Genomic DNA, 26,330 nt, shown 5'->3' with positions numbered 1-26,330 from the left:
TAATTAAACTCCCTTATGATAAATTTGATTTTCCATTTCTAGTAGTTGCTTGATTACATTTTGATACTCCTCAGTAATTAACGCACTATCTTGTAAAAATTCTGTTGTTAGTGTTTTTTCTAGAATGGCAATAATAGAAATGGCTACTTCTAATTCAGTAAGTTGTGTTTTCGTTATTAACGAAGAATTTAACAGTTGATCTGTTTGTTCCATCTTTTTCTTTAACGGGTTTAAAAGTCGTTGAATCAACCTTCGTTCCTCATTCATTGTCTCTTCAACATAGTACAAATTGCTTTTTAGTTTTTTTAGTCTTTCACATTCTACATCAATACGTGCTCGAAATTTTTTCGCTTCACTTAAATTAATCTCTGCATCCTTTACCCTTTTGCTTTGCTCGATTAAATCAAGTGCTATTAAGGTTACTGGAATAGTTCTTACAATACCTTTTGATGCTACTGTGGTTGTCAATTTGAATCCAGTTGTTTTTGTCAACTCAGATAATACCGTTCCTACGATTGAATTGAATGGGATATCAAAATCAGAAGAGGAGCGATTAGTAGAAATCTGGTATTCTTTTTTCTTTAGTTTGTATTTTTGCAAAAAATTCTCTACTGTATTGGAATATTCCTTCTTTAATTGTTCATATAAACCAACTTTATATTTATAGTGGGCTTCCACTTCTTGCTGAAGTGCATCCAATTTTAATTGAACATCACCAAATACTGCATCGTAATGATATCGAGCCTTGGAAACAATACGTTCAGCTTCTTCTATTTTCTGATATGATGATTTATAGTTATTGTTACCTTTAATGACCATTTCTTTAAAACCATCTGTCATAAGTTCTGTAAATTCTTTTCGTCCTTGAGACAAAATTCCACCTAATTCTTTTCCAGACTCAACCAAAATTTTCCCTGTTTCAAAAACATTCTTAAAGAAACTCATAGATGCATGTCCTTTCTAAAACCCCTCCTATTTAACAGGAATATTATACCATACCATTCGTTGATTATATTGGTAAATCTCAAAACCACTTGAGCCCTTTTTAGATATATTCAATGTATAATTACTATCAACTCCATTAATCCTCAAAAAAGTGCCTGACCTCCAGTTCGCTATAGAATTAGCATGCTAAGGGTCAGGCACTTTTTATTGTAGAGTATGTTTTATTTTTTGTTCTTTGCAGATTGTGAATTGTGATAATTTTTTTCAATATCCTACAAGATACTAGGTAAATTCCCTAAATGCAAAAAAAAGCTCTTCATATGAATTTGAGCTAAACAATTTTTCTGACTCTTCAATCCAGTCATCTTTATTACATTTATTTAGTGACCATTTAACTATAAAGTCTTGCTCACTTAGATAATCTATAGAAAGTTCATAGTTCTTATAATTCTTGGATTCAAACCTCCAGCCCCTTCATGCCGCACGTAAACTGTTAGTGATTCAGACATATATTTAGGTTATCCCTACTGTTTCCAATGATAGGAAAAAAACTCTACAGAATTTCGTTCAGGTGCTGTTTAAAAAAGTTAATAAGAAAAATGAAAAAGTTAACAATTGGCTGATTATTTAAATCAAGATTTTTAACTACATTTGATGAAGATACACGGGAGGAATTTATTGGTAGAGTGCAAGATAGTGGATTACTTCTATTACATGTAGTTGCAATTAAAGATAAAAAGATTGTAAAATATTTTTTTTAATCGCATTTTTATTTTGAAAAAGGGATTAACAAATTGCCACATAAACGTTATTACTCTCATCAAACTTGTATATCCATATTAAACAGAACCCTTTTATAAAGTTTCCACTTTTCTTCTTAGACTTTGTAATAGACAGATAAAACTCCACCTTCTCTTTTGCTCTATAACTGAAATATATATGAAGAATTTGAAGCAAGTAGACCTCTAATTCCATTAGGATGATAAGGCATTAGTACATTAGCAGTCTCCAAATCCACCCATTTTATTTCAGAAATTTCATTTTCATCTATAATACCAATCTCCCCATCCACAACCTTTACTTTAAATGTGAAAAATATAGGATGAACCCCCTTCTCTGCAAAAAGGACTTCATTTACAGCTACAATATGTTCAATTTCGATTGTTAAATTAGTTTCTTCTTTTACTTCACGAATTACCGCCTGTTCTAACGTTTCCCCATTTTCTACAGCTCCACCAGGAAGAGTCCACACAGAACCCATATTTTTCACCATAAGAACTTTGTCATTGGCTTGATTAAAAATAAGTCCATAGACAACATCTTCTCTAATCATTTCTGCACCCCCCCCATTAACCTGTTATACTCTGCCCATTTATTTAACCAAATAGTAGATAATTCTTCAATATGTACTATATACACCTCAAAAGTGTATCCCCAAAATCCCTGATATCCGATAAATAATCATATCCTGGAGTAGAACCAAAGCTATTAAACATGCGAACTGCAACAATTTCATGCTGAGGGATAACCAATAATGCTACATTTGTATATCCTAAGATTTGATATGACTCTTTAGGCACAAGCTCACCGATTTCCGTATTCCTTGCAGGTAACTCTTTCACAAACCATAAAAAACCATTTTGAGGTAATTCCTTATTCAATAAGCATGGACTCTGAAGGGTTGTGGTTAAATTTAATATCTCTTTCGAAACCACTTGCTTCCCATTTATAAACCCTTCCTTTAAATGGGTATATCCCCAATAAGCAAGTTCTCTTGTGGATACATACATATTCTTCCTATCTCCATCTGTCCCCTTGCAAGTTGACCAAAATTTATTATTGGGTTCTCTAATAACCTGTACTAACTTCTCATTTTCTTCATCATGCCAGCCTGTTTCTTTGAACTCTAATGGTATAATAACCTCATCTTTAAGGATTTGAGCTATAGTTTTTCCTGTTGTTAATTTGACAACTTGTGTCAATAATTCTATGTTTATATCACGATATGCCCAACTTAATCCTGGTTCAAACTCTCGGATTATCTTACTCTTTGTTGTATTTAGCCCATGGGAATGTGTAAGTAAATGACGAATAGTTATTTTTTTTAATAGTTTATTATCAAGATTGAGATAATTAATGATTTCATCATCAATAGATTCTATGTAACCATGATGTACTGCGTATGCAACAGCAAAGCCAATATAACATTTACGAACAGAAGCAACATGAAATTGAGAGTCTTCCTGTATTGATCTTGCATCTGGTGCTTTTGAGTGCTTTCCCCAATATTCTTCTGATACAATTTTATTCTAATGAATAACCATAACACTTGCACCTGAGCAATCAACTACCTGAAATGTATTCTTTACATGTGATATCACCGAATTAAACTGATAATTAAACTTTTTCTCTATTATCATAATTACTCCTTACTCTCGCATATTTTCAATAACCGATTGTTCCATAACATAATTTACTTTTACTTTATTCCAAATTGATTGCCAATTCTTTTTTCTAATTCGTTCCTCATAGATTAGCATTCGTTCTTTAGTTTCCATAAAATATGGGGGCGGTTTTACCTCCATATTGATTACATCGTGAATTCCACAAGGAGCAGTCAAAATCACATTATCATTTTCGTCTAATTTTACTCCCAATGCTGTTACTGTTTCTGGAAACTTTGATATCGCATCAACAGACGAAGTATAAGGAGGATTATTGTTAATGACATGCATTCTTGCTTGGTTTTTTACTGACCATGGGATATCAGCTCTAAGGGACTTTAAACTTTTCTCCAATTCTTTCTCATATGACTCGCTAATCTCTGAAAAATTATAATAAACGACATCAACATCAGATAGGGGGGTTCTCTGGCTAAAATCATGTAATACATCCCAAATTTTTGATCTTACAAAACCTGCACATACCCACCAATCAGGTAAATTCAATGTTTTAGTTATTCTTAATATTTCCATCATCCACTTATCCTCTTGTATAAGTGAAATAATGTCACTCTCGTTCCTTATCAATTTTACAGCCCCTTCCACAAAGTAGTATCTTACTATTTCCCCTTCTGTGAAAATAATCCTTCTTAAACTCCGTTTCTTATTCTAATCTACTAAGTCGCTGTTGCTCACGTCCTACATATTATTAAGAGTCTGGTACCTGATAATTTTGCAAATAACAATCTCCATCATCACTGAAAATGGAATTCTTTAATTCTTATTCGTCACTTATTCTCGTTCCCAAAAAGATTAATAGAAAACTTTTCACAACTCTTTCTCTCAAAAACTATCGAGATTATTAAAAGAGAATCTGCTGGAACTGCAAATATTGGAAACTGGGTTAGACTCAAAAAAAGCGAAGACCAGTTTTTAAGGAAACTACGTGATGAGCTCTCTGTTAATTTATCTTATTCAAGCCAATATGAAAATTTTGTTAATAAATTTAATAACTAAATAAAGAAATTGGAGTGTGTTTATAATCGCTCCTTTCTTATTTTATCAATTAATCTCGCTATAATTTTTGCTTATGGTTATCCTTGCAGATGTGTTCTGACTATTACAGCAAAACTAAACAATTAAAATTATGTAAACTCTCCCCCATATTCTAAAACCATATAAAAACCCTCTCTACAGAGAGGGCAATCCCACACTAACTTCTCACTCGAATTTTCCATTTAAAACTAATAGTGAACAACACTCCACATGTCTTGATAGTAGGTCGCAGACAATTTTTTTATAATAGATGTAGTGGTGTTTACCTATTAAGTTCATCAAATAACGAATTATTAATACGAGCAATTTCAACCATTGTTATTTTATCACATGACTATACTTTTCGCTTCGTAACTTAACGAACGGAAATAGAATTAGATGGTTTACAGAAAACGGGGTAGCAAAATGTGAAGCAGGACTACCGTTGCAGCAAACTAAATAAATTGTCAACAATACAAAAAACAACACATTTACCGATGAAATGGGTTGTTTTTTGTATTGTTAAATTACTCTGGCAGTAACTCTGAATATATCGCAATTATTTCCAGGATAGAATCCGTTAACTGTTGATGAAATACTTCATTATCCTCTAATGGAGTTAACTGCATGAGCCTTGTTTGAAAATGCTCATATGAATGCTTTGAGTAAGTAGGATTTCCATCATGTCTTGGATAAATCGCCCACACTTCATGGACTGGACGGACTCTTTTCCAATAACGCGGCAATATCTTATTGTAAATAAACGGTGATACAAAATCATTTCGATATGCTAACAACTGCCTCATGGTATCTGTTTTATCCGAAGTATTGATTTTTGCACTATCCCATATAGCACGGGCAGGTCTATATTTAAAGTCAAACACTAATGACCCAATGTAGTCTTCTCTTACATCATGATAGAAATCTAATCGAACATCAGGTCTGTTATGCTTATCCGCTGCATAAAGAGGTTTATATAGAGTCGACTGTTCAGGTTTATATGGAATGCTCGTATCATAAACCAAATGAACATTTATATTATCTTTTTTAAGCTTAATAACCGTTCCTGATTCTAAAAACGGTATTTCAACTGACTGACTATTGGTATCTATATCATATATCCAACCACTTATAATTTTAAAACCAGAGGATTCGTGCTGTAATGATTTGACTATCTGTAAAAATCCCCATATTTCATATAATAAGCTGGTGCGTTTCCAGTAGAAATCATAGTTTTGATTAAGGGAAACGCTTTTTTCTTCCGTTTTGATTTGGCGGTACAGCTTAATTATTTGGCGGTAAGTCATATCTAAGTGCATACAAAGTGGAATGTGCATAGGTTGCCGATTTTCCACTGTTTCCATCCATTCAACTCCTAATACCCTTAAGCAATTGCTTCTAATGCGACCCACATAGATTTCATATTGTTTCAGTTCTTTTAAAACCAATAACGTGGAACGATTTTGTATGTGTTCTAAAGCAAGGAATTTTTTCTGTGCTAGTTCTTTTTCAACTTTTAATTTATGCTTTCTTAAGTAGCTGCTTAATTCAGTTGTTTCTCTGACAAAATAAAGAAGAATATATTTTAACCATTGATTCTCAGGTAAATTATAGTTCTTTGTGTGCTGCGGGTTATAAATGTATCCGACACTTTCTGGATGTCTAGAGCGGTAGCGAACACCAACTGCATCTACGATGTTTTTCTGTCCTTCATGAACAAGTTTGTATACTTTCCCTACCCTGAAACGTGGCTCTTTTTCTATTTTATTAATGGCGATAATCCATTTAGAGAACTCATTTTTTAATATTAGCAACTTTCTAAGCTTATCATAAGGAATGGGAGAATGCATTTCAGCACCTACGCTTGCATTCTTACGGATTAAATCTTGTGCCAATCCTTTTAGAGTATCTTCCACCTCGTTACGCATGGCAATCCATTGTTCTTCATTTACTTGTTTTGGTTTAATCTTTAACCAAGAATAATAGGTCTTATTGAATGAAATAACTTTGATTCTGTAATAACCAGGAATGTATGGATAATAACTATTACCATTTTTAGTATTATAGGGATTATCTTCGAATAACAGCAACCTTTCTTTGGAGGCTGCCATGTAGACTTGGTCACTTTCATCGGTATTTAAATAGTCTAAAGGAATCGTATCAAAACCATCCATATAAAGGCGTGCGTTTGTGTCTTCGCTCGTGAATTCTAATTGAAGCCACTTATTTTCAACAGCTTCTGGAATTGTTTCATCCAACAACTTGTGCAAATCTGCTTCATCCGCAACATAGTTTGTGATGTTCATTTCCTTATATTCCGTGTTGCCTCCTAGATAATATCCAGGCTCTTTTTGACGAAAACAAACCCTAAATGGTGTGACCATACAAACGCAACTCCCTGGCTTTATCCTTAATTGCTCTTCTTGTTTTCTCCATAGAATACATAGAAGGCATAGTATCTAATAAATCAAGTAAAGCACTATGCTCCACTTCTTTAGCATCCGGGTTATAACGTCCAATTAATTCTATAAATTGTTCTTCAGACCCTCTAATCTTTGTTAATACACGTTGTATTAACTGTAAATCGAACGCCTCTTCTCTTTTCAGAAGAGAAGTTGATGGTATGTTATTTAAATAGTTATCGATTTGTCGGACAATCCGCCAGCCTATCCCAATGTTTCGGTTACATTCCTGAAGTTTTACATGCAATTCCCACAATAATTTTGATTCTGATAATGAAAGTGTAATATCCGTTCCTTTCTTTCGGAAAGATTCAAAAATTTCGGTGGTAACTGGATTTTCTTTTGCATTTTTTTCCTCATGCATTGACAAGTCCATTCTTCTGTTTTCCTCCATTCTCATCACATCTTCATAAGACTTCATATTTAAAGATATAACATTTGAACGGTCTAGGACCTTATCAGAAAATTGGTACGTTGATTCATCCAAGTTCACGGTTCCAACAAATAAAACATTATTGCCTATTAACAAGTTAGGCTTGTATTCATTTTGATTATATAACCTTGTTTCGTAGCCTGGATTATATAATTGTAACTCCCTAGTGCTACCTTCTTGCTCGAGTACCGATAGAAATTGGGAGAAATAATGTTCCACTCTCGCTAAGTTCATTTCATCGAAGCAGACAATGTAAAGATTATCCGGATTATCCTGTGCTTGAATCAGGGTATTGATTAGCCCAGAGTCACCTGGGCGGTAAACATTGTTTAACGTATCAAGATACCCGATTACATCTGTGTCATCTTGCCAAGATGGTCTAACAGGAATAAATGCAAGTTGACCTTTTTTTAAGACTAAAGCTTTAGCGTAACATTGGACAAGTTTTGATTTGCCTGTTCCACTCATCCCGGATAGTATGACTAATCCTTTCGTTTTCATAGCCGTATGAAAGTTATATAAGTCTTTTTCATCATAGTACAATCCCATGAGTTTGGCTTGTTGTTTGAACGTATCCATGAAATCTTCTTCTTTATCTTTTTTTACCTCATTGACAGAAGAATATTCAATATTGCTTTCACCAAATGTTTGAGGAGGGTGATTGTATTCAATTGGCTCTAACGTTTCTCCCTCAAGTACAATTTTCTCTTGAATATCCGTAATATTTATAGAAGAAATGAATAACACTTGGTCATGCAAATAGCTATCTAAGAACACTTCATTGTCTAAAGTAATTTTTTTGATTGGGCTATCATCTGCTTGAACATTAAACCGGAATCCTCCAAACGCATAATCATGATTGGATATTGGACCATACACCGTATACTCATCACCTGATTCTTTTGATTTGCTTTTCCAAAGAATAATAGGTGGTGAGTCATCAGTGTCTGTTGACACCTGTTTATTTACACCAATGAATTTCTTACTCCTTAATTGCTCTTCGAATATTTCTTGGGTTCTTTGAGCGTCCTCAGAAAAAATCGGAACTGGGTCTAATATAGTATCAGAACGAAAAGACTCTGTTTTTCTAACGATATGCCAGTCTTTTCCTACAAAAAACTCACCCCGTTGCTCGACATTAAAAAACAAAATGTATCTATTTAAAAAATCACGTAGCTTTCCTATTCTTGTATCCTCATTCAAGTTCGTATCATCATAAAATCCACAAGAATCAGCAAGTGCGTCCCCATATCCTGTTATTTCTCTCACATGTCTTGGAAAATTTTCAGGTGGGTTAGATATGATTTTTATATAAAATTGTAGAGTATCATTGGAATTAAGGATGATAGTTCTTCTTGCAATTTCATAATCCTCTCCTAATACACCTGCAAAATCCATTTCCCACTTTTTTTTCCCGTACGTATATGCCATCACGATGCCCCCACTATTTTTTTATCAAATATCCCCATAAATATTTGTACATCGCTAAATTGCTTACAAATGTTTATTTTCTTTTCGGGTAGTTGATTAAACGTTTCGTTTTGTCGCAGTAAATATTGTTCTTTATTTGATAGTTCATAACCTAGAACCCAATAACCATCATAAGAATTATCAAACTGAAAATCGTATACATGTTCGTTATCCAAAAACTCAAATTCAATGGTCTCATTTTCAAAAGGAACTTCTGAAGCCGGTTTCCCCACCACGAGTATATGTATACGTTTCTCTTTTTTAGGAAGTTTTTCTTCAAGTTCAATCATTTGTTTTTGTAAATCATCCACTTGTTTCTGCAAGAAAGCTATTAGCTTATCCTTTTCTTGTTCTGACTTTTTAAACTTTTGCATAGCTTGCTCACGCACTATAATTTCATCATCTTTCTCTTTAACTACACGATGAACAGCCGAAAGTCTTATATTTAAAGAGTCTATTATTTTCTTATATTTGTTTTCCATCTCTTCTATCTTTTTTGTATACTGTTTTGTTCTTTTTTCTAATTCGTTCTCAATATTCTTAAGTTTTTTCTCAAACTTTTTATGGATTTTGTCTTCGTTCTTATCTTGAATCGAAAGGTGTTCTGTTTCTGATTTCTTGGACTCAGTAACTGAATCGCTTTTTTCTAAATTTTTGTCAGACGTATTTTCCATACCATATTTATTAAATGCTTGGTTTTTCACTTCAAGCAAGTCAGAGGAATGGTCTGCAATTTCTCCAAACAATTGAACAGCCTTTCTTTCTAAATTTTGATGAAAGAGTCGAACAAAAACCGAAACAATTCCTTCTTCAGACACTAAAGCTAATAACTCATCCACTTCTTTTTCAGTTAATTTATCTGATTGATTCTGGGGGAACTCTTCTATTTTGGTAAACCATAATTTAAAATATTTATAACTGCTAGGGTTCAATAGGTTAGTTGTGAGTATTTTTCTATTGGACTTAATGTCATGAATAGAATTCACTCTAAATCCTCGACAGACTATTTTCCCTTTGCTGCTACAATAAATATCTAAAATGGTTTCATCGTCTAGTTTTGTCAACAACCACTGATAAACTTTTTTAACAGTCATGGTTCTCCTTCTTTCCAGTCTCATTCTATTAAATGTAAAGGTTTTATCTTAATAAGGCTTTATATGGAAAAATCCCCCATTTATAAAATATATTAGTTTTATTACAGCGGTAAACGGTAAAAAATAAAGAAAATTATAATAAAACCAAACATTCGCCTAGTTTTCTTTATGTAATATTATCTGTACAATAAAAATGAAAGACTTTAGAATTTCCCTTTAATTATCCAAACAACCCATAAGTCTTCAATACGCATTAACATATTTTCTATTTAATATTCTTCATTTAAATTAGCCTCCCAATCACCATTTCAACTTCTAAATCACTACTTTCAATTCCAGTACTCTAATTCTACCAATAAATGAAGAATCTATTATTTGTATTCAATTTTTTTACTTTTAATTTGTCATCATTTCTTAGGGGTAAAATCATTAATACTGAAGCGTATCTAGAAACGAATTCCTGGTATAACGCATCATCTACAAAATATTCCTAATATAGGTTTTCTTCATACAAACTTAAAGCATAGAATTCTTCCTCCAATAATTATTTCAATTTTTCATCTTGACCTATAAGGCTTTACTATAATACAGCTTCAATGGTCTGTATGTTTTTTTCTTGGATTTCCGTTCCTTTTAATCAGTAATACGAACTAAAAAAAAAATGAAGTAAAGATAATAAAGCAGTTTCAAAAAATAAAATCCGACTTGGTCTTCAATAACCTTAAAATTCTCCGAGACTTATTTTCCTAGTGAACTTAAGGAATGAATTTCAGCAGGACAGTTTTCTTTTCACCGCAAACTTCATAGATAACTCATTATCTTTACATATGCCCCCAGAATTAAAACTGGCAATAGTGCTAAAATGTGCACTCCGTATTACAATTTACCTAGTAATCTTATCATATTTTAACTATTTTGGAATTATTTCCTCCTACTAAACTTTTCTGTTAGCTAAAGAAGCTATATACTTATCAACAAATATTAAATGAACTAAATGACAAAATATGGCTCTCATACTCTCAACTCGCCCAGGTCTCACTTTACCAAGCACTCAACTATCAGGGCGGTGCGAGCGCATTCTCTCTTAAGGGGAGACACAACGATAGTAAACAGTACCCGGGACAGACTGGATAACCAACAGAAAGCTCTTATGTCATATTAAACAGTAAATTCTCAAACAATACTATTCCAACCACAAATAAGACACCACAAATAGTTGTAAGACTATTCGTGGTGTCTAGGTTTAGGCAATTAGTGTTATTGATAAATTAAATTTGAGCCACTTTTATACGATTTGATCGCATAAAAAATGAGCCACCCAATTTCCAATTCTATTAACCTCTCTTATGATAGGAAGTGACTAAACTACTACATATGAGAGGACGAACAGGATGATCGAAATGGCTCAATTTCATAATATCAAATTCTTAAATGAGGTTGAAGGCTTGTCGCAAAGGCAAATAGCGACAAAACTTGGAATTTCCCGAAACACTGTAAAGAAGTATCTACAGGAGAATACGGCACTAACTACTGTATTGCGAAAGAAGGTTTATGGAACCAAGGATTATTCGCCAGAAACAAAACGTGTCATTCCGATCATTGATCAATGGCTCGAAGATGACCAAAAGCACTGGCAAAAACAAAAACACACTGCCATCAAAATTTTCAAGAGATTAGTAGACGAATATGATTTTAAAGGATCAGCCTCCAACATTCGTAAAATCGTAGCTAAACGCAGAAAAGTGATTCAGGAAGTCTTTATTCCTCTTGATTTTCAACTCGGCCACCAATTCCAATTCGACTGGGGAGAGGCGGATATTATTCTACAGGGTCGAACACAACGCATTTTTCTCTTCTGCGTCCAACTTTCTGCAAGTCGGATGCGGTTTGTTAGAGCATATCTTCATGAAAAGCAGGAAGCATTCCTGGATGGCTTTGTCCATGCGTTTGAGTTTTTTGGAGGAGTTTCAACCGAGGGTTTACTTGATAATCTAAAAACAGCCGTGCAAAAAATCCTACAAGGAAGAGATCGGCTGGAGCAGGAGACCTTCATCGCACTTCAAGCCCATTATGTGTTTAAAGCGGAATTCTGTAATCCCGCAAGTGGCGACGAAAAAGGAAGAATTGAAGGAACAGTCGGATACGTTAGACGTAATGCATTAGTGCCTTATCCGGAAGTACAATCCATGGGTGAGCTGAATGAATACCTCCTGGATTGGTGTTTAAGGGAAGCTGAACGGACCCACGTTCCATATAAATCAGAGACTGTCTTAGAAATGTGGGAGAAGGAAAAGGAATATCTTCATCCACTTCCTCCAACAAGATTTGAGGCATGTAAACTTTTATCGTGTAAGGTTAATAAAACGTCCCTTATTACGGTTGAAACCAATCATTATTCAGTTCCTTGTAAATTTGTAGGTTAGGATGTTTGGGTAAAAATTTTTGTCGATCGAGTGATCGTAGTGGCTCAAAATCATGTGATCGCAAATCACATTCGTTCCTATGAACGTAACCAAATGATAACGGTTCTTGATCATTATTTGGAAGCACTGCTTAAGAAACCACGGGCAATAAGGGATGCACATGCATTCCAGACATCTGAAATTCCTGAAGTTTTTAAGCGATTTCATTTAAAAATGCGCGAACAGGAAGGCCCAGCAGGCGATCGGAAATATATTCGACTTCTTCTCCTCCATCGCGATATTGGCATGGAAAATCTAACAAAAGCCTTTACAGAGGCAGAGAAAACGCAAGTTTTCCGTTATGAAAAGGTCCATGAAATCATACAGGAGCTTACGGGCCAAAAGATTACGATTAATACTCTCCCGACGGATAAAACTCCTGTCAATCTTCTTGAGTATAAAGTTAATAAGTCCAATATCGAACAATACGGTCAATTGACAGGAGGAAGCAGAAAATGACAACCGAACTATTGTTAGACCACTATACTAAACACCTAAGAGTGCCGACTGTAGCCGCCCAATACCGTTCTCTTGCCAGAGAGGCAGAAGACCGAAACTTGAGTTATGAAGAATATCTTTTAGCATTATTGGAAGCCGAATCGGAGTCCAGAGAGGAAAATCAAAGGCAAAGAAGGCTCAAGCAAGCTGCTTTTCCGGTACATAAAACACTAGATAGCTATGACTTTAGTTTGATGCCAAGCTTGAATAAAAATCGTTTCCTAACTTTGGCAAAGGGAGATTTCGTGGAGAAAAAGGAAAACGTAATATTTTTAGGGAACAGTGGGACGGGAAAGTCGCACTTGGTAACGGGGCTTGGAATTGAAATGATTAAGAATGGCTATAAGGTCAAGTTTATTACAGCTGCAGAATTAGTAGAAGAACTCCTTTTGGCCAATGAGGAACACAAACTCAGTGCCTTGGAAAAGAAGTGGCTCAAATACCAAGTGATCATCGTAGATGAACTTGGGTACGTACCATTTTCAAAAACGGGATCTGAACTCTTGTTCCAATTCTTTGCGGGCCGATACGAAAGAGCCAATGTGATGATAACTACCAATCTAGAATTTACTGAATGGACATCGATTTTCGGTGATGAAAAAATGACCGCGGCACTTCTAGATCGACTCACGCATAAAGCTCATATCCTCCTTCTAAATGGAGAATCTTATCGTTTTAGACAAAGCATGAAGCAAAGGGAAGAAGGCGACCAGTAACCCGAGCGCGCGAGTAGTTTTTTTGATTTTGCCCCTAGGGGCAAAATCAAAAAAACTACCAGTTCCCTCCTAAATATGGTAATGAAACAGAATGGAGTGGCTCACTTTTGAAATGATCGCTGTGGCTCAAATTAATATTGACAAATACAATGATCTTTTATAAATTCAAATAGCATTTCTGTTTGATCTCTTAAAAAAGAATTTTTCTTTATTAATTGAGCATAACAGTCATATGAAACACTACGAAATTCATGATCTGTATTATACAAGAAAAACAAATCATCCTTTTTAAGAAAGCTAATGATTGAGCGATTAATCTGTTTATCGTAGTCATCATAAATCCTTACTAACCAGTTTTGAATATCAGGTTCATATTGGTGTAATGATTTTTTATACTTTTCAAGTCGCTCTTCATTTAATATTGTTTTTTCATCCATTTTCGAATCATCAAGGTATTGATTAAATTACTCAAAAACATAATTTACACATATCCTCATGTTATCCATTTTAGATTCAATATCACCTTTGGCATTTAATGGTAATAATTCCTTTTGTACCTTCACTAATGTCAAATAATCTTTGTCGTTTACAACATGGGCATTTAATAATAGTGTTCTGCATATTTTTCTCCACTTATTACCTCTCCTTATACAAACAAAAAAGTCCGTAACTCCCCTATGTGAATAGGGAAATTACGGACACAAACATCGTTTCATATAAAATCCTCAACATTCGCCATAGATCTTTTTTGAAGCGGGTAGCTCCATACTTCGATAGCTTTTTTGTTTGATATTTATTTTTTTTGTGTTGCCGATGTACGCTATACATACAGAATATGCAAATCTATTGCTCTTTTTACTGCCGAATTTAAAGTCTTAATAATAGCATCCGTGTATGCATTTGTATCCAACTGACCTTTGTCAAAATAAGGCATACTGTTTTTCAAAAATTTATTGAATCTAGCTCCGTAGCTAAAAGCTTGTTTTTCAGCTTCTTCTAACGCTTTATAGTAAACAATTTCAGTAACAAAATCATTTGAGTTAAAGTAATCTTGCTCAAGAATAATATTCTTCAAACGATTTGAACCTTCATTATCTTTAAAACACCCACCATCATATTCTACCGCTTCACCTATTAATCTATTTAATAGATCCTGGGTAATTAAATTTCTCACCATAGCAGTAAAATTAACTGAGAAGGAATGGCAGTTATAGAAATAACTTTCATCAATATTTGAGGTATACCCGTAACCATTTCTTAATCTTCTTCTTAATGCATTATAAGCATTTCCATGAGGTGTTTTCCCTATATTATCTGATATATCCTGAAATGCCGGCGACAAAATTTTACGGTCAATTTCTTTGAGCTGAAGTAATTGCTCAAGGGCCTTTTCCACTTTTTCATAGTTAATTTTAGGAGTGATATCTGAAGTATCAATGTCAGATAGTGTGAAGGATATTTTTTCTGAACTAGATTCAAGATGTATTGCCATTTCTTTTATAATGATCTCTATTGAATTAGTTGCGTTATATTCTTTCAACAACTCCATTGACATACTCTTGTCTTTTTTTAGATAACAAGGTAAAGAAATAATTTCAGCGTTCTTTCTGTTCTTATGTTGAACACTTTGAAGTTCCTCACGTATAGATTTCATCTTATTGCTAACTTTAATTTTCACTTCATCAAAGCTTAGTTCTTCTTCAGAAACATCTAATGAAAGAGGATCATCACTGCTTAATTCTTTGTTTAAATCAGTAATGAATAGGTCTACCTTGTTATTTAGTATAAAAATCGGTACCTGTTTGTTATACTTTTTCATAGCATTGGTATAAAGCTCTCTTAACTTTGATTCATTTGTATCACCTGAAAGAGGACAAACCAACAGTAGTGCATCGTAGTTTATGCTGTATAATAGTTCTGTAAAGTACTCTAAATTACCCTCATCAGTTGAATCTTCGTGGTATAATCCTTTCGTGTCGTACAACGCAATTGAAATACTACCGTCTTTTCCCATAAAAACTGTTTGTGCTTTTTGGTCAGTTTTTATTATTTCTAGTATCTTTTTATGGATTGGGGCATATATTACAATTTCCGAACAAAAAACTTCTATGGATAAATTTTCACCTTTTCTAAGGTTATTTGAAGAAAACATTGCCTTAATGAGTTCTCTACTCTTATCAGGGTTACTTAGATCTATCACATGATAATAGTATCCATCCAGTGACTTCGAATCTTCAGAAAAATACTGATGAAATATATCTTTTAAATAGCCATTAATTTCTTCTAATAATAACCACATCTGTTCCTTATCCATTAAGTCAATTGCTTTTTCTACTTCACTTTTTAGAGCTGCAAAAAACTTTGTTGAATTATTTTTAACTTCAAGATTTTTTAGATCATTCTTTACTTTATTATATATCTCGAATGAATTCTCACTAAAAAAATCATTTGAAAAAAAGATATCATACACTTCATTTACGAGGCGATCAATTTCAACTTCTGTTAGAAAAGTAAGTACGGCTCTTGAATTTACCTTGGTTTGAACCTCCGCACGTAAATGTGTAATAAAATCTTCCATCATTTTTTCTGACTCAACAGTAATAGACTTTCCATAATCTCTTACAATTTTTGCTACCGTTACTGAAATTAGATTATTAAAATCTTCTCGTTCGAAAATAGTCTCTTTTAACTTAACTGCTAAAACCATTTCCTCATTCATTTCATCAGTATAGACAACCCTACGTTCTTTCAATGTCGAATTTGTTTCCCCAATGCTTTGGGATAATATTTTTTTTGCCTTTGGATCAGCAAAGGTACTAGTTACTTCACTTTTACCATCACCTGTTCCCCCTGCTATTCCTATTGTCCTTACATTTGGGGCCAGAGTACTCTCATTAAGATTTCTAACCATTGGTCATTCTCCTCAGATATATTTTTTACACATTAAAAAGTCCGTAGCTTCCCTATGCGAATAGGAAAGTTACGGACACAATATATCAAACAAAATTAAACCAACTTTGTTTTCAAACCGTCTCTTAGTAACATTTTCTTAATTCAGCATAGTTCTTTTTTGAAGCGGGTAGCTTCATACTTCGATAGCTTTTTTAAGTATGTAATTAATTTATACTTTACCATGATTAACCAATAAGTCAATATCTTTACGCAAATATTTTGAATTTAATTTAATATAGGCCAAATACATTTATTCATACTAAAGTTCCTCAGCAACTTCTTTCGCCTGTTGCTCCGTATATTCTTCACTAATTTGTGCAAGTGATTTACCACTTTCTTTATGAACAGCAAAAACATAGGTTTGGACACTGGACCAGCCGTAAATCTCTTTTAACCAAGCTTACATTGATACTTCTTCATCATTTACTAATACGTTACCGTTAGCCTGAAGTACTCCTTCATTGCCTCTATCCTTAGCCACAATAATGTCCCCTTCATTGACGACCCCCCAATCAAGCATAGCATCAATTTTGGGAAGCGACCGACGAGTCACGCTTTTATTTTTCTTCATTGAAATCGGTAAAGATTTTTCCATAAGATTCACATAGTAGTCATCATAATTAGTGGCAGGTAGGATTTTTTCTGGATACAGATAAATATTCTCATTAAACTTATACGGAGTAAGCTTAAAGCAGCTCATATCGACATGATTGCTATTTAGCCAGGCAACGGCAGATAGTGTTTGTTCATCATAATCAGAAGCGACAAGAATGATCTTTTGTTTTTTTGTTAAAGCTGTTTTCCGCTTTATTCGCCCTTAGAAATTCATTGAGTTTTCTGATGCCAAGCTCATAAGAAGTAAGTTCCCCAAGTTCAAACTCACTACGGTGTTTTTCGATGTAAGGAGCATAAACTTTTTTCACAAGATCATCTGGACTTTCTATTGTGGCATAGCTGGCAGCATAGCGAATAGCCTGAAATTCAAAAGCCTCTTTTCTACCCTCTATGTCTTTCCGATCTCGTTTAATTTCGATCAACACCAAGTTCCCATTATTATCAATAGCTGTAAGATCACTACGTCCGTTCATTTCATTTTTAACTTGTTGTCCTACTATGAGCATCGATTCCTCATCGCTGCAAATGATATCAATATCGCTTCTTATTACCTCTTCTAAGTGACTTTCTTGCATACCTAGTTCAGCAAACGTAACTGCATCGATTTTTTCAGCTTTATTTCCTTTCAAAATGTACACGTTACACTTCTCATTTACAACCTAATTTATTCATGACAATTATTATATGTAATGAATATGATGTATTATCTTCATTATACTTTTCGGAGCGAAACATAAAAATATGCCAAAAAACTTAATATGATTTACCAGTTCTAATATTTATTAATAGTCTTTTACCTAGACGTTATCTTCTTAGCATCTTTAGGTATTACCCAAGCTTAACCTACATGAATTCTCTCTCGCTATTTGTTTTGGATTTTGATTTACCATAGCTACACCCCTTTTACTTTGAATAAGGGCTAAGCTTTTAAGGTCTCTGGTATTTCTGATTTAGTTTCAACTCACTTACTAGAACTACTGTAATATACTTATGTGTTATTAATGTTGTTACAGACAAATATACTATAATTTTACAAGTAAATTCATTTAAATTCGACATTTTCACAAAAAAATAGCTTTATTTCTGCGTAAAAGTATGACCCCGGGGGTCAAAAAATCCCCCGAACCATTCGTCCGAGGGAACATAAAACACACTTTGATATTCAGCTAAAGGTCGCCGAACCTATTGATACCAAGCTATTTCAACTCTATCAACGCGACGCACTCGACATGACTAGTCTGCGGAAACATATCCACAGGCTGAAGATATTTCACTTCATATTTTGAGCTTAATACAGAGATATCCTTTGCCAGTGTGGATGGGTTACATGAAACATATACGATTTTCTTTGGTTTTACTTTTAAGATGGTTTTGAGTAGCTCGTGGTCGAGTCCGGTTCTTGGGGGATCGACGACGATTGTGTCGGGTTTCCAGCCTTCTTTGGCCCATTTAGGCATTATTTCTTCGGCTTTGCCTGTGACATATTGGGTATGCTTGAAGCCGTGGCGCGCTGCATTTTTCTTGGCGTCTTCGATGGATTCTTTAATGACGTCCATGCCGCGGATTTCTCCTGCTTGGTCTGCGAGCCATAGGCCAATTGTTCCGACACCGCAGTAGGCGTCGACGACTTTTTCTTTCCCTGTTAGGTTTGCCGCTTGTTTGACTTCGTTGTAGAGCTTGATTGTTTGTTCCGGATTCAGCTGGAAGAAAGTTCGCGCTGAGAGCTCGAATGATAGGTCGCCTAGTGTTTCCTGGATAAAGTCATTTCCTGCTAGTGTGACCGTTTCTTCGCCGAAAATTAATGACGTTTTTTGCCCGTTTATATTTTGGATGATTGATTTCACATTCGGTAGCTGCTTCGTAATTCGCTCGATGATTTGATCCTTCTTCGGCAGCTCTTTTTTCGTTGTGATTAAAACTATTTGGAGCTCGTCTGTTTGTACACCTACTCTGGCTACGATCGTACGAACCAATCCTTTTCTTGATTTCTCATTATAGATAGGTATGCTTAAGTCTTGTAAAATCGCTTTAACTGTTTCGGTTGCTTTGTTTGTGTGTGGATGCTGAACGGCGCATTGCTGAATGTTAATAAGCTTATGTGAATTGATGCCGTACAGCCCTGCTAGTACCTTTCCATCCTTCTGACCAACCTGGAACTGGCTTTTGTTCCGGTAGTTCCACGGATCGTCCATTCCAATTGTTTCGCGGATATCTAGCTGATCTACAGGCAGCTTCGTGTGTCTTTCCAACGATTGAATGACGATGTCTCGCTTTTCTTTAAGCTGCTGGTCGTAGTGTAAATGCTGTAGTTGACAGCCTCCGCACTCTTCGTAGACAGGACAAGGTGCCTCTACGCGGTGTGGGGATTTCTTTCGTATGTTTTTGATTTTTCCCTCTGCAAATTTCGGGTTGACCTTTGTGGCCTCGACGACTACTTCCTCACCAGGTAAAGCACCTGGTACAAATACGACCTTCTTTTTGAAGTAGCCGACTCCTTCGCCATTAATTCCTAGCCGCTTGATTGTTAACGGGAAGGTTTGATTCGGTTTTATTTCAACTGACATGTAGTTTCACTCCAATTATTCAATGCTTCTCCACAGATAGAGAGAAGCGTAGCTTAAGTAAGGATCCCAGTCCTTTTTATATTCCTCCATCTGTTCAACAGATGGCTTTTCCTCTAATTGATATAGCTTTTTCAATGCATTTTTGATGCCAATATCGGCGGTTGGAAAAAGATTAGGTCTACCGAGACCGAACATGAGTAAATTTTGGACCGTCCACGGTCCGACTCCTCGTAGCTTAATCAACTCACTCATAATAGCTTCATCTGATTTGTCACGCATAGCCTCTAGATTAAGCCTGCCTTCGACGATTTCTTTCCCAATTCCTATAACATATTCTGCCTTTCTTCCGCTAAACTGCAATTCACGTAGCTGTTCAACTGTTAAGTTTGCGACCGTTTCTGGCTGTGGATAAAATGGTACTCCATCGATCTCAAAGCCAAACGTATCCACAAATCGCTTCGCTAACGTGTGGGCAAATGCTAAATTGAGCTGCTGATGAATGATGCACTTTAAGATGCAGGCATATGGATCAAAGTCTAACACAAGTGGTGTTCCAAAGTGCTCTGCAAAAATTCCCTTTAGATCTGTTTGTTGAAAATGCTGGTGTATATCGGTTAAAGGCTTATTCCATTGAAAAATTTCAATGATCTTTTTGGTCGCTTCTTCTTTCAATGCTCCATCTGAAAAAGCGAGTGTAAAGCTAGGTTCCTGTGTTGTGCCTGTTGCAGTTACCACGGCAATGACAGGCTTTTGATCAATCAGTAAAGGCACCTTCACCGTGCGGTTTTCTAAGTCAACAGCATGTAGTGGGTCTAGGCTTAAACGGTCGAGCACACGATCAAAATCATAAGGTCCGGCGATTTTCATATATGAATCGTCCTTTATCATTTTCCCCGTATTATAGCATTTTTTATCAGTTTTATATAATGATTAAATTGGCTCGTTCCTTCTCTTCATAGGAGAAAAACCCGAATTCAACGAATCCGGGTTAGTATAGCATTTCGTTATCTATTGGGTTTTGTCCAGTTAAGTCATCTAAGCTTTTAAAGCGATAGCCTTTTTTCTTTAAGTCTTGGATAACTTTTTCGAGAGCTTCTGCGTTATCCTTTGATACAGTATGAAGAAGCAAGATGGCTCCTGGATGGATTTGCTTCATGATATGGTTATAGGAATATTCCCAGCCTTTTTGCTGGTCAATATGCCAGTCCACAAAGGCGAGTGACCACATCACATGGGTATAGCCTTCTTTTTTTGCAAGCGCAATTGTTCGTTCACTAAGAACACCTCTTGGCGGTCTCAAATACCGCATTTCCTTAACACCCGTAAGCTCAGCCGTCTTCTCTTTGACCATTAACAATTCCTTAGCTAGTTTTTCATCGCTTACCTTTGTTAAGTCAGGATGATGCCATGAGTGATTTCCAACTATATGGCCTTCCTTCACCATCCGTTTCACCAAGTCTGGTGCGCTTTCTAAATAATGACCGGTCACAAAGAATGCAGCAGGTACTCTCTCTTTTTTTAATACGTCGAGGATTTTGGCCGTGTAGCCATTTTCATATCCGTTATCAAACGTTAAGTAGATCTCTTTTTTCGTCGTGTCACCAATATAATAGCTGTCGTATTTCTTCAGTAGCTCGTTAAGCTCTTTTCCTGCATCTGCCGGCTGTTCTTTTGCTCCTTTTTTAAATCCCCAGTGTATGGGTGAATTGGAATACTGCCCAAAGGCAACACTAGTCGTTAAAAGCAAAAGTGCACCTAGTATGACTAGTGGCTTGATGATTTTTCTCATAGTCTGACCTCCTCTAAACCACTTTTTCTATAGTGTTTGTTGGAAGTGTGAACTCATGCCTGCCATTGTTAGCCAATCCGTTTCTCCGGAAAAATAAAAAGACAGCCAATACTGCTCCATTAGCTGTCTTCTGCTATTTATTTAAATACGGGTTCCTTGAATTTCGCTAATTTTTCGAGTGAGCTTTTGTCGACTTCTTCGTGCAGGCTGTTGCCGTGGGAGTCCATTGTAACTACTGCTGTGAAGCCTTCAACCTGTAAGTGCCACATTGCTTCTGGAATTCCGAATTCCATGAGGTCGACGCCTTCGACTGATTTGATGCAGTCTGCATAGTACTGAGCAGCTCCGCCGATTGCATTTAGGTACACACCGCCATGCTCTTTTAGCGCTGCAAGGGTTTTTGGTCCCATTCCGCCTTTACCGATCACGGCACGGATCCCAAATTTCTTCATAATATCCCCTTGGTATGGCTCCTCACGAATACTTGTAGTTGGACCAGCTGCTTTTACATGCCATGTACCTTCTTCGTCCTTAAGCATAACAGGACCGCAGTGATAGATTACTTGTCCATCTAAGTCAACAGGTGCATCATTGTCCATTAAATATTTATGGATTGCATCACGGCCTGTGTACATTCTTCCATCCATGCGAACAACGTCGCCTACCTTTAATTGACGGATTTGTTCCTCTGTTATTGGTGCTTTTAATGTAATGAAATCAGTTGAAGGTTCGCTGCTTGCTGCTTCCTTTTCCCCTTGTTCCTCAGCAAAGTCGATCTTTTCGCCTTCTTGGTACATCCACTCGTTGATTTCTCCAGTCGCTGGATTGATCTCTACTCCTAAACGGCGGAATGCCCAGCAGTTATAAGCAACAGATACAAAGAAGCTTGCAGGAATACGATTCATTACGCCCACTTTACAGCCAAGTAATGTTGTTTCTCCGCCAAAGCCCATCGTTCCAATGCCAAGCTCGTTGGCGTTGTCCATGACGTAATCTTCTAGCTTACGCAGCTCTTCATTAGGGTTCACGTCTTCCACTGAACGGAATAGCTGCTCCTTCGCTAGGTCATAGCCTGATGAACGGTCCCCACCAATTCCAACGCCGATAAAGCCAGCGCTACAGCCTTGACCTTGAGCCTGGTATACTGAATGCATAATACACTTACGAATTCCATCAAGGTCACGACCCGCACGGCCAAGTCCTTCGAGCTCACAAGGTAAGCTATATTGGATATTTTTATTTTCACAGCCACCGCCTTTTAAAATTAAGCGGGCATCGATGTAGTCTTTTTCCCATTGTTCAAATTTAATAACTGGTGTACCATCTCCGAGATTGTCTCCACTATTATCCCCTGTTAGTGAATCTACTGAGTTTGGTCGAAGCTTTCCATTTTTTGTTGCGAGTGCAATCGCTTTCTTGATGGCTGCTTTCAGCTCGATTTGGTTTACGCCAACTGGTGTTTTAATTTTGAATGTCGGTAGACCGGTATCCTGACAAATGGGTGAAATGTTATCGTCGGCCATTTTGATATTGTTTGTTATGGTTGCTAAGCTCATTGCTGATCTGGTTCCAGCATTTTCACGCTCTTTTGCTGCTTTAATCGCTCGTCTCACGTCTTTTGGCAGGATCGTTGATGTTTCAACGATCAGCTTGTACATGCTTTCTTGAAATTTTTCGATATTCATGAGTGTTTCCCCTTTCCCTTTGCTCCCCTTGAACGACGAATTTTAGTATGAATTTTATAACTATTTACACCAAACATTATACTCCTATCACGAATTGAATGGAATGGATGAATTCGGATATATTTGTTTTTCGAGGATATTGGAGCTTGACTCGCGGATTTGGTTTTTGGGGTTGCGGATATCTGAGCTTGACTTGCGGATTTTCTTCTAGTTTTTGCGGATATCCGTGCTCGGTTTCATTTATTTTATTCACTGCGCTTATCAATGGCCTAGATTCCTAGTTCTATCTCCATTTCCTCTTCTTTCACATGTTACTCAACAAAAAAAGCCCAGTTCCCTGGACTTTTTTATAGATTATTCTTCATCTCTGTTATTGAATTCACGAACCTTGGATTCAAGATCATCCATAATGCCGATTAGGCGGTCAATATCTTCAACTTCGGTGCTTTCTGGATCAATGGCGTCTAATAGGTCAAGGAACATATTTAGGCGTTGCTTCAGAAAGGTCACTTGTGCATTTTTATCTTTAACTGGGCTTCCCAACAGGTATCTCTCCTTTCACTGCTCGTCTTCATCCTACAAAAAATTATTCAAATCCGCAAGAGTCACTCTTGTAAAAGTATACCCAAATTGATGATCACCGATAAATTAGATGAAAACAATTGACAGATGACGAATACAATTTGATAATGGCAAGGGACTTATAATCACGAGGAGAATTCGTCATGAACATAAACCATTTAGAGAAAATCACCCCAAGCTATGATCCTTGGGAAGCTTATATGGATGTAAAAGAGTACGGCAAGCTAACACTCTCCAATATTGAATTTACGACAACTACGTTATGTAATATGCGCTGTGAGCATTGCGCTGTAGGTTATACGCTACAGCCAAAGGACCCTCAAGCTCTTCCTATCGAGCTTCTTTTTAAAAGATTAGATGAAATTCCGACGCTCCGCTCAATTAGCATTACCGGCGGTGAGCCCATGCTATCGAAAAAGTCAGTTGAAACCTATGTTGCTCCCCTGTTTGAGTATGCTCATTCTCGCGGGGTCCGCACGCAGTTAAACTCGAATTTAACGATAGAGCTCGAGCGCTATCAACAAATCATTCCTCACCTAGATGTACTTCATATTTCACATAACTGGGGAACGATCGATGACTTTATAGATGGCGGGTTTGCAAGAATGGACCGAAAGCCTACACGTAAGCAGCGGGCCGCCCTTTTTCAACGAATGATCGACAATAGTAAAGCTCTCACTAAGGAAGGCGTTATGGTTTCCGCTGAAACGATGTTAAATAAGCGAACACTTCCGTATTTAGAGCATATTCATCATCAAATTGTGGAAGAGATGCACTGTCAAAGACATGAGGTTCACCCAATGTACCCTTCAGATTTCGCTTCCAATCTAGAGGTATTGAGCCTTGAAGAAATTCGCGAGGCCATTCATCGTATTCTAGAAATTCGTCATGAAGACACATGGATGTTGTTTGGAACTCTTCCGTTCTATCCTTGCAGTAGTCGTGAAGAAGACTTGGAGCTTCTAAAAAGGCTGCATGGAGCAAAAAATGTAACAGTCCGAAATGACCCAGATGGCCGCTCTCGTTTAAATGTAAATATTTTTTCTGGTGATGTGATTGTCACCGACTTCGGAGACACACCACCGCTTGGAAATATTCAAACGGATACACTCCAACCAATTTTTGACAAGTGGATGAACATGCCACTCGCCCAAAGTCTAAACTGCCATTGCCCTAGCGTTAGCTGCCTTGGACCAAATGTATTGGTGAAAAACAGCTACTACCCGGACGTTAACTTTTTAGAGAAAAAATCAAATCTATAGAGTCATCACTGAGTATAAAATCCTACTGATTTTGTACTCTTTTTTTGAGACTCCTAATGAAACCTTCACAACGCTTTACACGTAAAAAGAAATATAGGAATATATTGGAGGCCGTATCATGGAATTTTACATCTTTCTATCAATCATCGGCTTATATGTTCTTATTTCACTACTTATCCTACCCTTTCAATACATCTTCTTAGTATCCTTAAAAGCGGAAGAAATAAAGAATAAAACAAAGGGGAAAACACAAGGAGAAATGTACGAGGACATGAATGCGGGAGAGGCTATCCTTCATGAGAATATGCAGGGCAATCCTCTCTTCTTCCTGGCAAACCTATTGGCTTCCCTCATCTATAAACGAAAACATCCAAATGGATAAAAAAAACGAAACGAGCTCAGATCTTTCTGAGCTCGTTTTGTTTTTATCTCGGACGTTCGGTTGCGACAAATCCAAAGGACATATGATCTTGAACGGGAATCCAAGCACCGATCCCTTGTGAGGTTACATTTTTCACAACAATCATCTTTTTATTACCTTTTAGCATCACGTATACTTCTCCGTATGTCACTTTTCCTTTTTCATTTACAGCTGGTGCATAGCCGTATAAGTACCCAAGTCGCTTTGGCGGTATGTTGTAGATTTGATCCTTCTTCGTACCAGCCCCTACAACTGTTTCAAATGCTAGTGGCAAGCCTGTTTTCTCCATGGCTTTAAGGAGCATCATCTTCTGCACATCTCCTGCATTTGGGACCTTTGAAGTCAAACCACCCTTCACAATCTTCTGTGCTTCCTGAACATAATGAATCTGATAAGGTGATTTTCCGCCACGGTTATCGAAGTAGTTTGTATTGATTCGCTGATATTCCCAGTTTGGAGCTGTCTCTGATGATTCATAATTCAGTGGCCATTGGCCTAAGTAAATGACGGCACGATAGCCAATCGCAAACGGGGTACTATTGACGCTTGTCTCATTTAACATCCGAATAAGCTCAGGATTTTCAATTTTCACTTTAGAAGAGTCAATTAGCTCCTGGGTAAATTCACTCGGCTGTAACGTTGGCATATCCTGTGTTGGATTTGGATACGTATTTTCTTTTGTAATATTTAAAACGGAATTAGGAATTTGAATCTTCTCTATTTGCTTCGCCGGTTCCTTTTGCTCTTCTTGTTTCTTAGCTGGCTGCTTCTGTTCTTGTTGTTTTTCTGCATGTGCAGTAGGTAAACCTATAGTGAGGAACATGAAGCCTATTAATAAAACAGATAAGTACTTTCTCATTTCGTGGAAACTCCTTTCAACTATTCGGTTTGCTTATAGTTTTTT

Annotated in this window: 22 protein-coding genes; 5 read left to right on the top strand and 17 right to left on the bottom strand. The window is 36.3% G+C overall.

The features are described from left to right. Positions 1 to 3 precede the first annotated feature (3 nt). From LS684_RS03450 to LS684_RS03420, 7 genes are all read right to left on the bottom strand, one after another. Complete coding sequence (locus LS684_RS03450; RefSeq protein ID WP_233809969.1) at positions 4 to 945, bottom strand: hypothetical protein; 942 nt, start codon at positions 943 to 945, stop codon at positions 4 to 6. A 922-nt stretch (positions 946 to 1,867) separates the two neighbouring features. Continuing rightward, positions 1,868 to 2,278 carry an NUDIX hydrolase gene (locus tag LS684_RS03445; RefSeq protein ID WP_233809967.1) on the bottom strand — a complete coding sequence of 137 codons (411 nt, stop codon included), beginning with the start codon at positions 2,276 to 2,278 and terminating at the stop codon, positions 1,868 to 1,870. A 76-nt stretch (positions 2,279 to 2,354) separates the two neighbouring features. After that, positions 2,355 to 3,248: a serine hydrolase domain-containing protein gene (locus LS684_RS03440; RefSeq protein WP_267930408.1), complete on the bottom strand. Its 894-nt coding sequence runs from the start codon at positions 3,246 to 3,248 to the stop codon at positions 2,355 to 2,357. Positions 3,249 to 3,374: 126 nt separating this feature from the next. After that, positions 3,375 to 3,923 (bottom strand): nucleotidyltransferase family protein, encoded by a 549-nt coding sequence (locus tag LS684_RS03435; protein ID WP_233809965.1) that lies wholly within the window; start codon positions 3,921 to 3,923, stop codon positions 3,375 to 3,377. A 1,025-nt stretch (positions 3,924 to 4,948) separates the two neighbouring features. Then, complete coding sequence (locus LS684_RS03430; protein ID WP_233809963.1) at positions 4,949 to 6,805, bottom strand: DUF2357 domain-containing protein; 1,857 nt, start codon at positions 6,803 to 6,805, stop codon at positions 4,949 to 4,951. Then, positions 6,789 to 8,747 (bottom strand): McrB family protein, encoded by a 1,959-nt coding sequence (locus LS684_RS03425; RefSeq protein ID WP_233809961.1) that lies wholly within the window; start codon positions 8,745 to 8,747, stop codon positions 6,789 to 6,791. Before LS684_RS03425 ends, LS684_RS03430 begins: the two co-directional genes overlap by 17 nt. Continuing rightward, positions 8,747 to 9,880: a hypothetical protein gene (locus LS684_RS03420; RefSeq protein ID WP_233809959.1), complete on the bottom strand. Its 1,134-nt coding sequence runs from the start codon at positions 9,878 to 9,880 to the stop codon at positions 8,747 to 8,749. The genes LS684_RS03425 and LS684_RS03420 overlap by 1 nt, the downstream gene beginning before the upstream one ends. A 1,400-nt stretch (positions 9,881 to 11,280) precedes the next feature. Here LS684_RS03420 and istA point away from each other — a divergent pair. The 3 genes from istA to istB are packed head-to-tail and all read left to right on the top strand — an operon-like array spanning position 11,281 to position 13,556. Continuing rightward, positions 11,281 to 12,303 (top strand): IS21 family transposase, encoded by a 1,023-nt coding sequence (gene istA, locus LS684_RS03415; RefSeq protein WP_233809957.1) that lies wholly within the window; start codon positions 11,281 to 11,283, stop codon positions 12,301 to 12,303. Positions 12,304 to 12,342: 39 nt separating this feature from the next. Beyond that, on the top strand, positions 12,343 to 12,801 hold the full coding sequence (locus LS684_RS03410) for a hypothetical protein (RefSeq protein ID WP_233809955.1): 459 nt from the start codon (positions 12,343 to 12,345) through the stop codon (positions 12,799 to 12,801). Continuing rightward, a complete protein-coding gene (istB, locus tag LS684_RS03405; RefSeq protein WP_233809953.1) occupies positions 12,798 to 13,556 on the top strand; it encodes an IS21-like element helper ATPase IstB in 759 nt (252 codons plus the stop codon). Before LS684_RS03410 ends, istB begins: the two co-directional genes overlap by 4 nt. A gap of 131 nt (positions 13,557 to 13,687) precedes the next feature. Here the strand turns inward: istB and LS684_RS03400 are convergent, their stop codons facing one another. The 9 genes from LS684_RS03400 to LS684_RS03360 form a co-directional block, all read right to left on the bottom strand. Next, positions 13,688 to 13,993, bottom strand: a complete 306-nt coding sequence (locus LS684_RS03400) for a hypothetical protein (protein WP_233809951.1) — start codon at positions 13,991 to 13,993, stop codon at positions 13,688 to 13,690. 383 nt (positions 13,994 to 14,376) lie between these two features. Beyond that, complete coding sequence (locus LS684_RS03395) at positions 14,377 to 16,467, bottom strand: hypothetical protein (RefSeq protein WP_233809949.1); 2,091 nt, start codon at positions 16,465 to 16,467, stop codon at positions 14,377 to 14,379. A gap of 441 nt (positions 16,468 to 16,908) precedes the next feature. Further along, positions 16,909 to 17,208, bottom strand: a complete 300-nt coding sequence (locus tag LS684_RS03390) for a hypothetical protein (protein WP_233809947.1) — start codon at positions 17,206 to 17,208, stop codon at positions 16,909 to 16,911. A 55-nt stretch (positions 17,209 to 17,263) separates the two neighbouring features. Then, on the bottom strand, positions 17,264 to 17,761 hold the full coding sequence (locus tag LS684_RS03385) for a PDDEXK family nuclease (protein WP_233809945.1): 498 nt from the start codon (positions 17,759 to 17,761) through the stop codon (positions 17,264 to 17,266). 558 nt (positions 17,762 to 18,319) lie between these two features. Then, positions 18,320 to 19,687 (bottom strand): 23S rRNA (uracil(1939)-C(5))-methyltransferase RlmD, encoded by a 1,368-nt coding sequence (rlmD, locus tag LS684_RS03380; RefSeq protein WP_233809943.1) that lies wholly within the window; start codon positions 19,685 to 19,687, stop codon positions 18,320 to 18,322. A 15-nt stretch (positions 19,688 to 19,702) separates the two neighbouring features. Next, positions 19,703 to 20,554, bottom strand: coding sequence for a DNA-3-methyladenine glycosylase family protein (locus LS684_RS03375; RefSeq protein ID WP_233809941.1), 852 nt, complete (start codon positions 20,552 to 20,554; stop codon positions 19,703 to 19,705). 121 nt (positions 20,555 to 20,675) lie between these two features. Continuing rightward, the gene (gene pdaA, locus LS684_RS03370) at positions 20,676 to 21,476 is read right to left on the bottom strand and encodes a delta-lactam-biosynthetic de-N-acetylase (protein WP_233809939.1); all 801 of its coding nucleotides are present in this window, start codon (positions 21,474 to 21,476) and stop codon (positions 20,676 to 20,678) included. 137 nt (positions 21,477 to 21,613) lie between these two features. Continuing rightward, on the bottom strand, positions 21,614 to 23,161 hold the full coding sequence (locus LS684_RS03365) for a fumarate hydratase (protein WP_284701579.1): 1,548 nt from the start codon (positions 23,159 to 23,161) through the stop codon (positions 21,614 to 21,616). 354 nt (positions 23,162 to 23,515) lie between these two features. Then, entirely contained in the window at positions 23,516 to 23,704 is a 189-nt protein-coding gene (locus LS684_RS03360; protein ID WP_233809937.1) for an SE1561 family protein, read from the bottom strand. A 182-nt stretch (positions 23,705 to 23,886) separates the two neighbouring features. Here LS684_RS03360 and yfkAB point away from each other — a divergent pair, with 182 nt between their 5' ends. Then, on the top strand, positions 23,887 to 25,005 hold the full coding sequence (gene yfkAB / locus LS684_RS03355; protein WP_233809935.1) for a radical SAM/CxCxxxxC motif protein YfkAB: 1,119 nt from the start codon (positions 23,887 to 23,889) through the stop codon (positions 25,003 to 25,005). A gap of 118 nt (positions 25,006 to 25,123) precedes the next feature. Then, positions 25,124 to 25,387 carry a DUF3949 domain-containing protein gene (locus LS684_RS03350; RefSeq protein ID WP_233809933.1) on the top strand — a complete coding sequence of 88 codons (264 nt, stop codon included), beginning with the start codon at positions 25,124 to 25,126 and terminating at the stop codon, positions 25,385 to 25,387. A 43-nt stretch (positions 25,388 to 25,430) separates the two neighbouring features. On the opposite strand, the gene LS684_RS03345 is transcribed toward LS684_RS03350, so the two are convergent. Continuing rightward, positions 25,431 to 26,285, bottom strand: a complete 855-nt coding sequence (locus tag LS684_RS03345; RefSeq protein WP_233809931.1) for a YfkD famly protein — start codon at positions 26,283 to 26,285, stop codon at positions 25,431 to 25,433. Positions 26,286 to 26,330 lie beyond the last annotated feature (45 nt).

Source organism: Cytobacillus spongiae (assembly GCF_021390075.1).
This window is presented reverse-complemented; position numbering and strand designations above follow the sequence as displayed.

Coding starts and splice junctions, on each gene's coding strand:
- LS684_RS03450 (WP_233809969.1), bottom strand. CDS start 945: ATGAGTTTCTTTAAGAATGTTTTTGAAACAGGGAAAATTTTGGTTGAG.
- LS684_RS03445 (WP_233809967.1), bottom strand. CDS start 2,278: ATGATTAGAGAAGATGTTGTCTATGGACTTATTTTTAATCAAGCCAAT.
- LS684_RS03435 (WP_233809965.1), bottom strand. CDS start 3,923: ATGATGGAAATATTAAGAATAACTAAAACATTGAATTTACCTGATTGG.
- LS684_RS03430 (WP_233809963.1), bottom strand. CDS start 6,805: ATGGTCACACCATTTAGGGTTTGTTTTCGTCAAAAAGAGCCTGGATAT.
- LS684_RS03425 (WP_233809961.1), bottom strand. CDS start 8,747: ATGGCATATACGTACGGGAAAAAAAAGTGGGAAATGGATTTTGCAGGT.
- LS684_RS03420 (WP_233809959.1), bottom strand. CDS start 9,880: ATGACTGTTAAAAAAGTTTATCAGTGGTTGTTGACAAAACTAGACGAT.
- istA (WP_233809957.1), top strand. CDS start 11,281: ATGGCTCAATTTCATAATATCAAATTCTTAAATGAGGTTGAAGGCTTG.
- istB (WP_233809953.1), top strand. CDS start 12,798: ATGACAACCGAACTATTGTTAGACCACTATACTAAACACCTAAGAGTG.
- LS684_RS03400 (WP_233809951.1), bottom strand. CDS start 13,993: ATGGATGAAAAAACAATATTAAATGAAGAGCGACTTGAAAAGTATAAA.
- LS684_RS03395 (WP_233809949.1), bottom strand. CDS start 16,467: ATGGTTAGAAATCTTAATGAGAGTACTCTGGCCCCAAATGTAAGGACA.
- LS684_RS03390 (WP_233809947.1), bottom strand. CDS start 17,208: ATGAGCTGCTTTAAGCTTACTCCGTATAAGTTTAATGAGAATATTTAT.
- rlmD (WP_233809943.1), bottom strand. CDS start 19,687: ATGTCAGTTGAAATAAAACCGAATCAAACCTTCCCGTTAACAATCAAG.
- LS684_RS03375 (WP_233809941.1), bottom strand. CDS start 20,554: ATGAAAATCGCCGGACCTTATGATTTTGATCGTGTGCTCGACCGTTTA.
- pdaA (WP_233809939.1), bottom strand. CDS start 21,476: ATGAGAAAAATCATCAAGCCACTAGTCATACTAGGTGCACTTTTGCTT.
- LS684_RS03365 (WP_284701579.1), bottom strand. CDS start 23,161: ATGAATATCGAAAAATTTCAAGAAAGCATGTACAAGCTGATCGTTGAA.
- yfkAB (WP_233809935.1), top strand. CDS start 23,887: ATGAACATAAACCATTTAGAGAAAATCACCCCAAGCTATGATCCTTGG.
- LS684_RS03350 (WP_233809933.1), top strand. CDS start 25,124: ATGGAATTTTACATCTTTCTATCAATCATCGGCTTATATGTTCTTATT.
- LS684_RS03345 (WP_233809931.1), bottom strand. CDS start 26,285: ATGAGAAAGTACTTATCTGTTTTATTAATAGGCTTCATGTTCCTCACT.